The organism is Stenotrophomonas sp. MH181796 (assembly GCF_009659995.1).
Lineage (GTDB): Bacteria > Pseudomonadota > Gammaproteobacteria > Xanthomonadales > Xanthomonadaceae > Stenotrophomonas > Stenotrophomonas riyadhensis.
In genome coordinates this window covers 255,682-269,614 of the sequence record NZ_RAHU01000003.1, presented here as the reverse complement: position 1 = coordinate 269,614, position 13,933 = coordinate 255,682, and the positions used below count along the sequence as shown (strand labels likewise).

Below are 13,933 nucleotides of genomic sequence, written 5' to 3'. Positions count from 1 at the left end.
TCGCTTTCAGCAGGAGGGGGAGCTCCTTCGGGCGATCTGCGGGGGCGCAGTCCTGCAGGCCGGCGAGGTGACCGGGCTGGCAGGCAACCGAAGGCATGACCCGATCCTAGTCATGCCCTTCCATGACGTAAAATGGTATTACTTCACTAATCCATGAGCAGGATTCATCGTCATGCTGGAACGGATCCACCTCAGCATCGTGCAGCAGGTCGAGCAGCAGGGCTCGTTGACCGCCGCCGCGGGCGTACTCAACCTGACCCAGTCTGCCCTGAGCCACAGCATGAAGAAGCTGGAACAGCAGCTGGGCACCGATGTCTGGCTGCGCGAAGGCCGCAGCCTGCGCCTGACCCAGGCCGGGCAGTACCTGCTGGCGGTGGCCAATCGCGTGCTGCCGCAGCTGGACCTGGCCGAAGAGCGACTGGGCCAGTTCGCACAGGGCGAGCGCGGTGCACTGCGCATCGGCATGGAATGCCATCCCTGCTACCAGTGGCTGCTGAAGATCGTCTCGCCGTACCTGGCCGCCTGGCCGGACGTGGATGTGGACGTCAAGCAGAAGTTCCAGTTTGGTGGCATCGGCGCGCTGTTCGGCTACGAGATCGACCTGCTGGTCACGCCCGATCCACTGCTGAAGCCGGGCCTGAAGTTCGTGCCCGTGTTCGACTACGAGCAGGTGCTGGTGGTGGCCAGGAGCCACCCCCTGGCCAAGGTGGATCACGTAAAGCCGCGCCAGCTCGGCCAGGAAGTGCTGATCAGCTACCCGGTGCCGTTCGAGCGCCTGGACATCTACAACCAGTTCCTGCTGCCGGCCGGCATCACGCCGCGGCGCCACAAGACCATCGAAACCACCGACATCATGATGCAGATGGTGGCCAGCGGCCGTGGTGTGGCCGCGATGCCGCGCTGGCTGGTGGAGGAGTACGCGGCGCGCATGGACGTGGTGCCGGTGCGCCTGGGGGCGAAGGGCATTCCCAAGCAGATCTACCTGGGTGCGCGTGAGGCCGATACCGGCATCGACTATCTGCAGGCCTTCGTCGAGCTGGCGCGTAACAGCACGCCGGTTGCCGGCAATGTGGGCGGAGCGCGTTGATGCCTGCACGCGCGCCTGATCGGGCGGAAGCCTTCATCAACAGGTTTTCGCTGGAAGTGAGCGCCAAGGCCATGCCGGCACTGCGCGCGGAAGCGGATCGCATCGCTCCGGGAACGACGATCTCGATCCCTTACCTGGCGAGCGAGGACGACGACGCCCGGCTGGCGGCCGCGCGCACGGTGCGCGAACTCGGCTTCGAGCCGATGCCGCATCTCTCTGCCCGCCGCATCGGGTCGCGTGCGGCGCTTGCGCGGTTCATGGAACGCGCCGCCAGCGATGCGGGGGTAGAGAAGTGCCTGCTGATCGCCGGTGACCTAGCCACGCCTGCCGGGCCGTTTGCTGACAGCATTTCGCTCATCGAGACAGGGCTTCTGGAGCGCTCCGGCATCAAGGTTGTGGCCATCGGCGGGCATCCGGAAGGCCATCCGGTGATGACCGCCGAGGATCGGTGGCGCGTGTTGGAACGCAAATGCCAGGCCATCGAAGCGCAGGGCATGGCGCCGTTGATCATCACCCAGTTCGCCTTCGATGCCGATACCGTGCTGGCCTGGCTGGATGCGCTGCGCGCCCGTGGCATCACGGTTCCGGTACTGGTGGGCGTGCCCGGCCCGGCCAGCATTGCGCGACTGGCCCGCTACGCCGCGATGTGCGGCGTGGGTGCCAGTGCATCGATGCTGGCGCGGTACGGCATCTCGATCGGCCGGCTGCTGGGAACGGCAGGGCCGGAGGTGTTCATGGATCGCCTGCTGAGTGGGCTGACGGACGCCCATGGCCCGGTCAGCCCGCACTTCTTCCCGTTCGGTGGCATTGCGCCATCACTCGGCTGGATAGAGCGGTACCGGCGGCGCACGTCGGCCGCCAGCGTTTGATGCTCTATCGATGATCGCGTGGCTGGGCCCTTCAGCCCGGCAGTTCGCACTTCATCCTGCCGTCCACGTAGTACGGCTTGGGTACGTTTGGGTTCTCGCTGGTCTTCTCGAAGACCACCTCGAAGGAAGCCGCATCGGGCGAGCCCTTGCGGTCGGTGCACGCGTCCTGCAGCTTCTTCTTGACCGCCGCGATGCCCGCATCGCGATTGGCGCCGTCGGCGCTGTTGGTCAAGTTCACGCTCTCGGCGGAGGCCAGGGGGCTCAGTGCCAACAGGCAGCCGGTCAACATCAGGGTGTGCAGCTTGGTCATGGTCATACCTCGTTGGTCTGCAATGAGGTCCCAGCATAGAGACAGGCTGTTAAAGGCCCGTGGCCGCCCCGGTTTCGTAGCCGGTTCTGCGGCATTCGTCGTCGAACACGTGAGGTTGGTCGGACGTTTTCCCTTCGCGGGAGGTGTTCGGCTAGGCTGCAGCGACTGACCGCAAGGATGAAGACACCCATGATCCGCTGGCTGTTCCTCGCGCTTGCCGCGCTGCCGCTCGCTGCCGGGGCCGTGGTCATCCGCCACGACGTGGACGATGCCCGCTACCGGATCGAGGGATCAGAATTTCCCGCCCTGGCCGACATGCCGGGTGAAGGGCAGGGCGTTCTGATCGCCCCACAGTGGGTGCTGACGGCAGCGCATGCCGCACCAATGGAAGGGATGGGGCTGGCCATCGCCATCAACGGCAGGGACTACGGCGTGGAGCGCGTGTTCGTGCACCCCGGCTACAGGAGAATGCCCGACGCATTGGGAAAGGAGGCGCTGGCGACGGGAAGCCCGGCGAAGATCCACGCGTTCCTGGCCGGGTCGGATGACATTGCATTGATCCGGCTCGCCACCCCGGTGAACGATGTGCAGCCCGTAGCACTCTATCGCGGCAGCGCCGAGGTCACGCAGGTCGCCGCCTTGATCGGAAAGGGCGCCACCGGCAACGGTGCGATGGGGCTGGTACCGGGCGGGCCACATCGCACCACGCTGCGGCGGGCATACAACGCCATTACCGGTGGCAATGATCGCTATCTCTGGTATCGGTTCGATGCCCCGCCACAGGGTCTCCCACTTGAAGGCGTGCTCGGTAACGGGGACAGCGGCGGCCCATTGCTGATCAAGGATCACGGCGCCTGGCAACTGGTCGGACTGGGCTCCTGGATCACCGCCGTTCCCGAGCATGCCCTTGAAGCCGGCTTCTATGGCCAGGTGGTGCACAACGTTCGGGTATCGCGCTATGTGGGTTGGATCGAGAGCGTCCTGAGTGCGCCCGTTTACCGCCCAGTAACACCCGAAGACTGACAGCTGTCACTGGTTGCAACCCGGGCGGAAGCGAATAGTGGGCGCCAAGGCGAGGGCACCTCGCCACCACCCACCAAGGCGACCGCTCATGAACATGCTCCAGCAACTCACCTCGCAGACGCCGATCTGGGTCTGGCTGCTCCTGGCGTTCCTGGTCACGCGCGGCATTGCCGCGATGAAGCCGGGCGAAACGTCACTGCAGAAACTGGCCGTCGTGCCTGCGCTGTTCACCGTATGGGGCGCCTGGTCGATCAGCCATCGCTACGGAGTGTCCTGGAGCGCTTGGGGCGAGTGGCTGGCCGGCATCGGCACCGGCGCGGCACTGGGGTGGCTGCTGCTGGGCCACGTAAAGCTGACTCTGGATGGCGCCACCGGAAAGCTCTGGCGCAACGCGGACTACAGCGTGTTGCCGCTGCTGCTGGTCACGTTCCTGGTGAAGTACGGTTTCGAAGTTGCATTCGCGGTGTCACCGTCATTGATCGCCAATGCCGGCGCCAGTGCGGCCTACCTGCTGCTTGCCGGTGGATTCACCGGCCTCTTCATCGGCAAGTACTGCCGCTATCTGGCCTCGTTGCGACGGGACGCAGCGGGGAAGGGGCTGGAGGTCGCAGGCTGAATCCCACTCCGCCGTGATGCATCACATTAATAGCCCGGGAGGGTAGTGCCGACTGCTGGCCGGCGCCCCTTGTCCCTACAGGCTCCAATCAACCCGCATGCCGGCGATCAACGCATTCGGCAGGTCCCGCTGGCGGGCGGGCTCGTTGAACTGGTCTGGATGCACGATGTAGTGCAGGTTCGGGGCGATCCGGAGCTGCGGGGTGAGCTGGATGCCATAGCTCAGTTCCATCATCACCTGGCTCCCGTGCGGCGTGCCGCTACCGCCGGCCGCGGCGCGGGCAAGGCGCAGGTTCTCCAGCGCGATGCTGCTGTACTTCTGCTGGGTCACAACGAAAGCGATGCTGTCCTGCGGCCGGCTGGCGAACGTGCCTTTCTGCACCATGCCAGCCTGCAGGAAATGATCCTCGATCAACTGGCCGGAGGTGCCCTTGAGCGCCGCACCGAACAGGGTCAGGCCGCGGCCGCCACCATCACTGGTGAGCTGTTGCTCGAAGCGGGCGAACGCACCGGATCGGCCGCGACGGGACGCATAGTCCTGCCCGCTGAGCAGCGCCGGGCTGCCGTTGGCATCTCGCAGCGGATCCAGATAGGTCGAGTTGTCCTGCCAGCCACCGAGTTCGTAGCGGGCTTTCAGCCGTGCCGAAGCAGGGCTGCGCCAACCGAGCGTGTAGGGCACGATCCAGCCGGTGGCCTGGTGGGTACTCCATTTCAGACCGTGCTGGCCGTCCTCGGCCTGGCTGGGATCGACCTGGTAAGCGCCGACGCGCACATAGACATCGGGCGTCACCCAGGCCGTGGCATCGGCCATCCAGCTCGATACCGGCCACCAGGTGAAATTGCTGGTGCGGAACACGTAGGTCGGGTTGCCGCAGGCCGAATTGCCCTGGAAGTACTGGCACAGCTCCGAACCGAGGTGATGGATGTTGGCGACGCTGCGCCCGGCTTCCAGCACCAAACGGTCGTTCAGCAGTTTCTGTTCAAGCGTCAGGTTGGCCAGGCGCGTGCCCTGGCCGCCGTAGATTTCCTGCACCGAGGTGCTGTTGCCAGTGCTGCTGTTGGCCAGATTGGTGCCATGGCGGTTGATGCCGTAGGCCTTGATCGTCGCGCCCTGCCAGCCAAACGCAGCATCCAGGTTCACGTCGGCGCCGAACATCAGCTGGCCGGCATACGCCGTGCCGCTGCGCTTGCCGCCGTCGAGCGTGGCAGCCGCTTCGCCGGTGTACGCCAGCTTGGGGGTGAAGACGTCGCTCGCGTCGGCGGCTGCGGCCACGGACGGCAGGGCCAGCAGGATCGCTACCGGCAACAGGCGGCGGGAAGAGCAGGTCATGGGCGAGGTTCCGTTTACAGGGTGGGAGCCGTGACCGGCTTCTTGAGGACGCGCAGCGCGACCGCGGTGACGGCCACGCCGGCCACCAGTGCCAGCAGGTAGACGCCAAGGTGGGTGACCGCGTTCGGGATCGGCAGCACGAACACCCCGCCGTGCGGCACCTTCAGCTCGACGCCTGCGGCCATCGAGATCGCACCGGCCACGGCCGAGCCGAGAATCAGCGCCGGAATGGTGCGCAGCGGGTCGCGCGCGGCGTAAGGGATCGCACCCTCGGTCACGAAGCTGAGGCCAAGCACGCCCGCGGCACCGGCCGTGCCACGCTCCTCGGCAGTGAAGCGGTTGCTGAACAACCACGTTGCCAGCGCAATGCCCAGCGGCGGCGTCATGCCGCCGATCATCGTCGCAGCCATCGGCGTGTAGACCTGGCTGGAAATCAGTGCGGTGGAGAACGCGTAGGAGGCCTTGTTGACCGGCCCGCCCATGTCCACCGCCATCATTCCGCCCAGCAGCAGGCCGAGCAGGATCGCGCTGCTGCCCTGCATGCCGCGCAGCCAGTCGGTCAGCCAGGCCAGCAGTCCGGCAACCGGCGTACCGATCACGTACATCATCAACAGACCGACCAGCAACGTGCCAAGCACCGGCAGGATCAGCACCGGCTTGAGGCCTTCCAGGCTGCGCGGCAGGCGCAGCGCACGATTGATCCAGTGCACACTGTAGCCGGCGATGAAGCCGGCCAGGATGCCGCCGATGAAGCCCGCATCCATGTTGACTGCCACCAGTCCGCCGATCATGCCCGGCGCGATACCCGGGCGATCGGCGATGGAGTAGGCGATGTAACCGGCCAGCGCCGGCACCATCAACATGAAGCCGGACTTGGCGCCGATCTGGAACAGCGACCAAGCCAGCGTGCCCTTGTGTGCATCGTCGAAGGCATAGATGCCGCCGAGCGCGAACGCCAGTGCGATCAGCAGGCCACCGGCAGTGACGAACGGCAGCATGAACGACACGCCGGTCATCAGGTGCTTGTAGGGACCGGTGACCTTGGCCTTTTCGGTGGTGCGGCCTGAAGCCGCCGTACCCGCCTGCACGCTGGCCTCGGCCAGCGCCTTGCGGATCAGGCTCTGGCCGTCATTGATCGCCGGCTTGGTGCCGCTCTTGAACAGGCGTTTGCCAGCAAAGCGTGACAGATCGACTTCGCGGTCGGCGGCGATCAGCGCCAGGTCGGCGGCAGCGACTTCTTCGTCGCTCAATGCGTCCTGCGCGCCGACCGAGCCCTGGGTTTCCACCCGGATCGCGTGGCCCAATGCCTTGGCGGCTTGCTGCAGGCCTTCGGCCGCCATGAACGTGTGGGCGATGCCGGTCGGGCAGGAGGTAACGGCGACGATGTGCTTGCTGGCGTCCGGGGCGGGCGCGGTTCCGGACGTCGCGGCAAGCTGCGCCAGCACGGCAAGCGGGTCGTCCAGCACCTCACCGAGGCTGGCGCGTACGATCTGGGCGCTGCCGAAGCGCGCGGCATCCGCCTCGCCGTCACCCACCAGCAGCAGCTGCGTTGCGGCGGCGGCCTGCGTGGCGGGCAGTGCCCCGGTCACGCCCTGGTCGCTGCGAATTTCGATCGCCAGTTCAGCGCCTTGCTGGCGGGCGGCGCGGCGCAGCGCTTCGGCGGCAAGAACCGCCTCGATGCTGCGTTCGCCTGCGGCGATGACTACGGGGGAAGCTTGCATGGGCACTCCTGGAATTCTTCGGGTTCGTCCTTGCGGGAGGGGGCGGGCCAGCCGCAGCTCCCTCTGCAGGGGTTTCAATCCAACCGCTCGATCAGTACGTCGCCGGTCCACGCGCGCACCTGCGCCGGGTCCAGTCGTCGCGCGTCGCCGCTCTCCAGCCGGCTCATCGAGAACGCCGTCGCCAATCGGGCGCAACCCGTCAGATCCAGGGAGGGCTCCAGCAAGGCGGCGGCGATGCCGGCGACCATGGCATCGCCAGCACCGACCGTGCTGCCGCGTGCCAGTCGCGGCGGTCGCGCGATCAGGGCGCCGCTGCGATCAATGAACAACGCGCCGTCGGCGCCCATCGAGACCGCCACAAGCGCAACTCCGCGTTCAACCAAGGCGTGGCCTGCGGCCCGCAGGGCGCTGCGATCCGGCAGCGGCGTACCGGTCCAAGCCTCCAGTTCGTGGCGGTTGGGCTTGATCGCGTAGGGCAGTGCGCCCTGTGCGCCGCTCAACGCCGCGGCCAGCGCGTCGCCACTGGTATCCAGCAGCACGAGCGCACCGGCGGCGCTCGCCTGCGCCTGCAGTCTCGCCCATGCATCGGCTGGCAGCCCGGACGGCAGGCTGCCGGACAGCACCACCGGCAGGTCCGGCTGGAGCAGGGCGTCGAGTCGGCACGATACCGCGTCCAGATCGGCATCACACAGTGACAGGCCGGGCAGGTTGATGTCGGTGGTCTCGCCGCTGGCCTCTTCGACCAGCTTGATGTTGGTGCGGGTGCGGCCCGCAACGCGCAGGCAAGCGTCTGCGATGCCGCGCTCGGCGAACAACGCGCTGAACACGCCGTCGTTGCCATTGCCGAGCACGCCCATCGCGGTGGTCGGCACGCCCCAATCGGCCAGGCAGGCGGCCACGTTGATGCCCTTGCCGCCGGCGGCGTCGCGGGAGCTGTGGGCACGATGCACCTGTCCCGGATGCAGGTGCGCCAGCCGCACGGTCTGGTCGATCGCCGGGTTCAGGGTAACGGTGAGGGCCTGGGCGCTCATGCGTGCGCTCCATCAAGGGCACGCACCTGCTCGGCGGTTTCGCAGTCCAGCGCGGTAGTGGCCAGCGCTTGCAGATCGGCCAGCGCGTTGCCACGCAGGCGTGCCTTCACGGCCGGGATGTCGTTCGGGGTCATCGACAGTTCGTCCACGCCCAGGCCGGCCAGCAGCATTGCGCCGAAGGGATCGCCGGCCAGGCCACCGCAGACGCCAACCCAGCGTCCATGCAGGCGTGCGCCTTCCACTGTGGCGCGGATCGCGCGCAGCACGGCCGGGTGCAGGCTGTCGGCCTCGGCCGCGAGTTCCGGGTTCTGGCGGTCGATCGCCAGCACGTACTGGGTCAGGTCGTTGGTGCCGATCGAGAAGAAGTCGGCATGGCGCGCCAGCACATCGCTCTGGGCTGCTGCGGCAGGGACTTCAATCATGATCCCGATCGGCACTTCGGGTGCCTCGAGCGCGGCGCGCAACCGTTCGCAGATGGCGCGCAGTGCAATCAGCTCGGGCACCGAGGTGATCATCGGGAACATGATGGACAGGCGTGCGCCGTCCTTCGCCGCGCGATACAGCGCACGCAGCTGTGGTTCCAGCAGGTCGGGGCGGCGCAGCAGCAGGCGCGCGCCACGCACGCCGAGAAACGGATTTTCCTCGCGTGGCAGCTCCAGATGAGCGACCTGCTTGTCGCCACCGATATCGAGCGCGCGCACGATCAGCGGGCGGCCGTCGAGTGCCTTGGCCATCGCCACGTACGTGGCGTACTGCTCATCCTCGCTGGGCGTGCTCCCGCGCTCGAGGAACAGGAATTCGGTGCGCATCAGGCCGACGCCTTCCGCGCCTTGCTCCAGTGCCAGCGGCACCTGCTCGGGAAGGTTGACGTTGGCGCCGATGTCGATGCGGTGGCCGTCAGGGGTCTGTGCCGGCTGCGCGCGTTGCGCCGCTTCACGCTCGCGGATCTGCTGCTGTTCGGCGATCCACGCACGTGCCGAGGCGAGATCGGCCTCGGACGGCGACAGATAGAGGCGCCCGCTGCTGCCATCGATGATCGCCTCGCTCCCCGCGCTGATCGTCAGCAGCTCCGCGCCAGCGGCGACCAGCGCCGGCAGGCCCAACGTGCGCGAGAGGATCGCGGTGTGCGAGGTCGGCCCGCCCAGCGCGGTGGCGAGGCCGAGCACGCGACCGGTATCGAGGTTGGCCGTGTCGGACGGCGACAGATCAGCAGCGAGCAGGATGCAAGGATGTGCAGGCAGGTCGGCAAGGCCGCCACCCGCCGCGGACGGATCAAGCTGTGCCAGTACGCGCCGGCCGACGTCACGCAGGTCGGCGGCGCGCGCGGCCAACACCGGGTTGCCCAGTGCCGCCAGGCCGGAGGCGATCTGCTCGATGGCCTGGTGCCAGGACCACGCAACGCCATGGCCTTCGACCATCAGCTGGCAGGTACGGGTAATCAGATCGGTGTCGTCGAGCAGCGCGGCCTGCGCCTTGAAGATTGCCGCATCCGAGGCGCCGAGCCGGCGCTGGGTGTCGTCCTGCAGTGCAGCCAGCTGCTGGCGGGTGCGGCTGAGCGCCTCCTGCAGGCGTGCGCCGCCTTCGCCGAGCGGGGTGGGGCGGTCAGCAACGTCGGCATGCGTGCTGGCCAGCACATGCACCGGGCCGATCGCCAGGCCTGGGCTGGCACCGATGCCGACGATCGCCGCCTGTGCGTCGGGCGGATTCCAGCCCGCAACCGGCGCGGCCTTGCGCTGCGCCGCGCGCTCGGCATCGGCCCTTTCCTGTGCCACCAGCCCGTCCATGACCTTGCGCAGCGCGGCCAGCAAGGCAGGGGCATCGGCGCCCTCGGCAGACACGCTGACCGCGTCGCCATGGCGCAACCCGAGCTGCAGCAGCGCCACCAGGCTCTTGGCATCGGCAGCCTGATCGCCCGCGCGGACCTGTGCGCGGGCCGCGAAGCCGCGCGCTGTTTCAGCCCAGCGCGTGGCCGGGCGTGCGTGCAGCCCGTTGGGATAGGCGATGGTCCAGTCGAAACGCTCGGCCAGGTCAGTCACCGGCACAGTGGGGGCCGTGGTCGCAACATCGCCGGTCAGCGCGCTGATGATCTCGCTCGCATCTGCCGTGGTGAACAGGCGCTGCAGCGTTGCGTCATCCTGGATCAGTCGGGTCAGCCGGCGCAGCAGGGTGATGTGGGTATCGGACTGGGCGGCAATGCCGACCACCAAGCGGGTGACCTGGCCCGGATTCCACTCCACGCCTTGCGGGAACTGCAGCACGGCAATGCCATCGCGGCGCACCAGGTGACGGTCCTCGCCCAGCCCGTGCGGAATGGCCACGCCATGGCCGAGGAAGGTGTTCGCCAACGCCTCGCGACGCCACATGCTGGCCTCGTAACCCGGCGCAACGCAGCCGGCAGCGACCAGCATCTGCGCCACCTGGGCGATGGCGTCGGCCTTGTCGAGCGCCCGCGCATCCAGGCGGATCAATTCCCGGCTGACGGGGGCAGGGGTAGTCAAGGGCTGCAAGGCGGGCTCCGGCAAAGGGGTGCTGTGGCGTATTGGGAACGTTCCCAGTGATCATTTCAATGTGCACTGCACAAAAGCCAATAGTCCTTTGGCGTTAGCATTGTCCTGAATGGCCATCCGGCCTCGAACAGTGAAAGTTTCCGGGAACGGTTCCAATGAGCATCAGCATCAACGACGTCGCGCGCGTGGCGGGGGTCTCCAAGTCCACGGTGTCGCGCGTGCTCGGCGGCGGCCCGGTCAGCGAGGTCGTGCGTGGCCGGGTGGAGGCGGCGATCCGCCAGACCGGCTATCACCCCAACCTGCAGGCACGGCGCCTGCGTGCCCGGCACACCGGCATCATCGGGCTGATCGTGGCGGACATCCGCAACCCGTTCTTCACGGCGCTGATCCGAGCGGTGGAGGAGGTTGCCTATCGCGAAGGCCTGCGCGTCACCCTCTGCAACACCGACGAGGACCCCGAGCGCGAGGCGCTGTATCTGCAGTTGATGCACGAGGAGCGCATCAGTGGACTGATCTTCGCGCCCACCCGGACCACGGTGGGCCGGCTGGAGCGGCTCACACTGGACTATCCCACGGTGCTGGTGGACCGCGCCGCACCCGGCGGATCGATCGACAGCGTGGTGCTCGACAATCCGGCCGCGATGGCGGGCCTGGTCGAGCATCTGGTCGCGCGCGGCTATCGCCGCATCGGCGGCCTGTTCGGCAGCACCAGCACCACGGCGGCCGAGCGTCGCGACGGCTATCTCGCTGCGATGCGTACACATGGGCTTCAGCCGGATTACCGCGAGGTTGAGCCCACGGCTGAAGCGGCCATTGCAACGGTCGATCAGTGGCTGGCCGGCCCATCGCGGCCGGAGGCGCTGGTCGCCAGCAACAGCCTGCTGCTCATGGGAGCGTTGAAGGCCGCCCGCAGTGCAGGCCTGGCAATTCCGGACGCGCTGGCGCTGGCGGGCTTTGACAACGAACGCTGGACCGAACTGGTCGAACCGGGCATCACCGTGATCGAACAGCCGGTCGAAGAGATGGGGCGCGCAGCGATGTCGCTGTTGCTTGAGCGCCTGCGCGCGCCGGAGCTGCCGGTACGCCGGCTGGTGATGACGGGCCGGTGCGTGGTGAGGGGATCAACGGCCTTGCGATGAACCGGCGGCCGTTTGCGGCCATCCATGGAGGGATACCCTCGCGTACATGTGGGTCATGGCTGCCCCTTGGCCTGGCGTATCAAATGAATGGTCATGAGTGGGCCGCTGCAGCCCGCCGGGATGGTCGCGGCAAGGCTCGAACGGAGCAGATCGTTGCCATGACCTCCTCCGAATGATGCAGCGATTCCGAACGCCATCATTTTCCCCGATCGTACGTCCTGCACCCCTATGGGAACGTTTCCCCTTATGGCCAGCGAGTAACCATCGGGCCATGCCGCAAGATAAGCCGTGCCACCTGGGTCCACGAAGTAGACACAGCCATTGATTGGCTGCAGTACTCCCCTTAGCAGCCCGGTTGCAAGGACCGCACTCTGCTCAGGCGGGAGCTTGACAAGGACCGGTGATCGGGCCTCCCTGGCACCTGCCAGCGGGGGCACGGAGGTGCAGGCGGCAACCATCAAAACAAAGAGCGCCGCGAACTTCGCTGAGAACCTGCCCGGCATCATGGACATCTCCTGCCTCCATGCCACAGATTGTTTCCGACCCGAAAGAACATCGGCCGCATCATCAATCAAGTTGCGGCGGGCTTGACGGCATTCTGCCATTCCGCCGATAACCGCGGCCAGTTTTACGAACGGGCGCCGCACGGATGGGCGCAGCATGTTCTGCTCAATCCTCAGATGTCTTCTGGCAGTTTCGATTCCCCGGCGGACGATGTGGGCCCGGGATGATCGCCCCGGAACGTAAGCGCACTGACTACGGCCAGGGCACAGGCACATGCGCCCGCGTAGGCCATGGCAAGCCGATAGCCGAAAAGCAGCGACTGGTGCGCAACGTCGCTGGACACAACCTGGGCTGCGGCCGTCAGCCCATCCAGGCGCGCTGTACCAGCGGACAACCCCTCGGCAAGCGATCGCAGATGCGAAGGATCGCCCCCGGGCAGGTTCGTTTCAAGTGCGTAGTAAGTACCTTTCACCAGAATCAACCCCACCACGGCGATGTTGATGGCCAGGCTGATGAATCTGGCGCTGGTATCCATGCCGGATGCCATGCCAGCGCGGTCGCTGGGCACGGAACTGGTCGTCGTGTTGGTGATGGGCGTATTGATCACCCCCAGGCCCGAGCCCGCAAGAATGCAGCCTGGCAGCAGGGTCAGCCAGCTCGCGTTTTCCGCGCCTGCACCGATCGCCATCATGAGCATCCCGCCGCCCATGGCAAACATCCCGACGGGGATCACGCGCTCAGGCCCGAAGCGCACAGCGAGACGCTCGCCGCAAGGCGGCAGCAGCAGCGACGGCAATGTGTATGCCAGGACAGACAGGCCGGTCGCGATGCTTGAGTAGCCAAGTCCGTGCTGGAAGAACAGTGGCAGGTACACCATCAGTGGCCAGAAACTGAAGTTCATGCCCATCGAGCCCAGCAATGCGCCCGAGAAGCGCCGGTTGCCGAAGATGGAAAAATCGAACATCGGGTCCGGCACCCTGCGCTCGACCGCGATGAATACCGCCAGGCTGATGACGGCAACCAGAGCGGCCGCCATGGAAGAGGCGCTTCCAAGGCCTGCAGGAATGCCCTGGGTGATGTACCAGGTGAAGGAAAAGACGGCCACTGACAGCGAGACGATTCCTGCAAGGTCCAGTTTCCGCTGGCTTGGCGCCCGCGATTCCCGGATGCCCAGAACGGCGAGAGCTGTCGCGCCCACTGCCAGGGGCGCATGCACCAGGAACACCCAGCTCCAGCTGCTGATGACAACAACGCCAGCACCAATGACCGGTCCGAAACCCAGCCCTATGCCAAAGACCACGCCCCAGATGCCAAAGGCCTTGGCGCGCTGTGCGGAGTCACTGAACTGATGGGAAAGCACTGTAAACACGCAGACCAGCATTGCGCCTCCCGCCGCACCCTGCAGCGATCGAGCCACGATCAACGCCGTTCCGCTTCGAGCAAGGCCGCAGGCCAGGGATGTGATGCCGAACAGCAACAGGCTGATCACGAAGATGCGCTTGCGCCCGTACCGATCCGCCAGTGCGCCAGCCGCCATCAGCACCGTCGTGCAGGCGAGGGTGTAGGCATTCATGATCCACTGCAGGCCGCTGAAGCTGCTGCCAAGCTCTGTCTCCAGAATCGGCAGGATGACCGGCACGCTGGAGATTTCCAGCCCGAACATCAGGGACGCCAAGCACGCCGCAGAAAGCGTCAGGCGGTCTCGAGCGGCAGGTGAAAGGGAAGTCATGGGTCTCCTCAGGCAGGTCCGGGATCTGGCGCACTGCCGGGTCGACTGCAGCTGCGCGTTTCAAGTGA

Annotated in this window: 12 protein-coding genes; 5 read left to right on the top strand and 7 right to left on the bottom strand. The window is 66.7% G+C overall.

All coding sequences use genetic code 11. The features are described 5' to 3' along the window. The first annotated feature begins 172 nt into the window (after nucleotides 1-172). Nucleotides 173-1,087, top strand: coding sequence for a LysR family transcriptional regulator (locus D5301_RS08670; protein ID WP_110712387.1), 915 nt, complete (start codon nucleotides 173-175; stop codon nucleotides 1,085-1,087). Then, entirely contained in the window at nucleotides 1,087-1,956 is an 870-nt protein-coding gene (locus D5301_RS08665) for a methylenetetrahydrofolate reductase (RefSeq protein ID WP_110712386.1), read from the top strand. The genes D5301_RS08670 and D5301_RS08665 overlap by 1 nt, the downstream gene beginning before the upstream one ends. Nucleotides 1,957-1,987: 31 nt before the next feature. On the opposite strand, the gene D5301_RS08660 is transcribed toward D5301_RS08665, so the two are convergent. After that, the gene (locus D5301_RS08660; protein WP_110714319.1) at nucleotides 1,988-2,266 is read right to left on the bottom strand and encodes a hypothetical protein; all 279 of its coding nucleotides are present in this window, start codon (nucleotides 2,264-2,266) and stop codon (nucleotides 1,988-1,990) included. Between the two features lie 189 nt (nucleotides 2,267-2,455). Between D5301_RS08660 and D5301_RS08655 the strand changes: the two genes are divergently transcribed. Beyond that, on the top strand, nucleotides 2,456-3,289 hold the full coding sequence (locus tag D5301_RS08655; RefSeq protein WP_110712385.1) for a trypsin-like serine protease: 834 nt from the start codon (nucleotides 2,456-2,458) through the stop codon (nucleotides 3,287-3,289). A gap of 88 nt (nucleotides 3,290-3,377) precedes the next feature. Beyond that, on the top strand, nucleotides 3,378-3,905 hold the full coding sequence (locus D5301_RS08650) for a DUF6622 family protein (protein ID WP_110712384.1): 528 nt from the start codon (nucleotides 3,378-3,380) through the stop codon (nucleotides 3,903-3,905). A gap of 75 nt (nucleotides 3,906-3,980) precedes the next feature. Here the strand turns inward: D5301_RS08650 and D5301_RS08645 are convergent, their stop codons facing one another. The 4 genes from D5301_RS08645 to ptsP all read right to left on the bottom strand — a co-directional run bounded on the left by D5301_RS08645 (nucleotide 3,981) and on the right by ptsP (nucleotide 10,493). Beyond that, entirely contained in the window at nucleotides 3,981-5,234 is a 1,254-nt protein-coding gene (locus D5301_RS08645) for a carbohydrate porin (protein ID WP_110712383.1), read from the bottom strand. Between the two features lie 14 nt (nucleotides 5,235-5,248). Then, nucleotides 5,249-6,955 (bottom strand): fructose-specific PTS transporter subunit EIIC, encoded by a 1,707-nt coding sequence (locus D5301_RS08640; protein ID WP_153855366.1) that lies wholly within the window; start codon nucleotides 6,953-6,955, stop codon nucleotides 5,249-5,251. A gap of 74 nt (nucleotides 6,956-7,029) precedes the next feature. After that, nucleotides 7,030-7,986 (bottom strand): 1-phosphofructokinase family hexose kinase, encoded by a 957-nt coding sequence (locus tag D5301_RS08635; RefSeq protein ID WP_153855365.1) that lies wholly within the window; start codon nucleotides 7,984-7,986, stop codon nucleotides 7,030-7,032. Beyond that, the gene (ptsP, locus tag D5301_RS08630; RefSeq protein ID WP_153855364.1) at nucleotides 7,983-10,493 is read right to left on the bottom strand and encodes a phosphoenolpyruvate--protein phosphotransferase; all 2,511 of its coding nucleotides are present in this window, start codon (nucleotides 10,491-10,493) and stop codon (nucleotides 7,983-7,985) included. The genes D5301_RS08635 and ptsP overlap by 4 nt, the downstream gene beginning before the upstream one ends. Nucleotides 10,494-10,648: 155 nt before the next feature. Between ptsP and D5301_RS08625 the strand changes: the two genes are divergently transcribed. Next, nucleotides 10,649-11,632 carry a LacI family DNA-binding transcriptional regulator gene (locus tag D5301_RS08625; RefSeq protein ID WP_153855363.1) on the top strand — a complete coding sequence of 328 codons (984 nt, stop codon included), beginning with the start codon at nucleotides 10,649-10,651 and terminating at the stop codon, nucleotides 11,630-11,632. A gap of 53 nt (nucleotides 11,633-11,685) precedes the next feature. Here D5301_RS08625 and D5301_RS08620 read toward each other — a convergent pair whose 3' ends face one another. Continuing rightward, nucleotides 11,686-12,294 carry a hypothetical protein gene (locus D5301_RS08620; RefSeq protein WP_153855362.1) on the bottom strand — a complete coding sequence of 203 codons (609 nt, stop codon included), beginning with the start codon at nucleotides 12,292-12,294 and terminating at the stop codon, nucleotides 11,686-11,688. Between the two features lie 14 nt (nucleotides 12,295-12,308). Then, nucleotides 12,309-13,865 (bottom strand): MFS transporter, encoded by a 1,557-nt coding sequence (locus tag D5301_RS08615; RefSeq protein ID WP_153855361.1) that lies wholly within the window; start codon nucleotides 13,863-13,865, stop codon nucleotides 12,309-12,311. Between the last annotated feature and the right edge of the window lie 68 nt (nucleotides 13,866-13,933).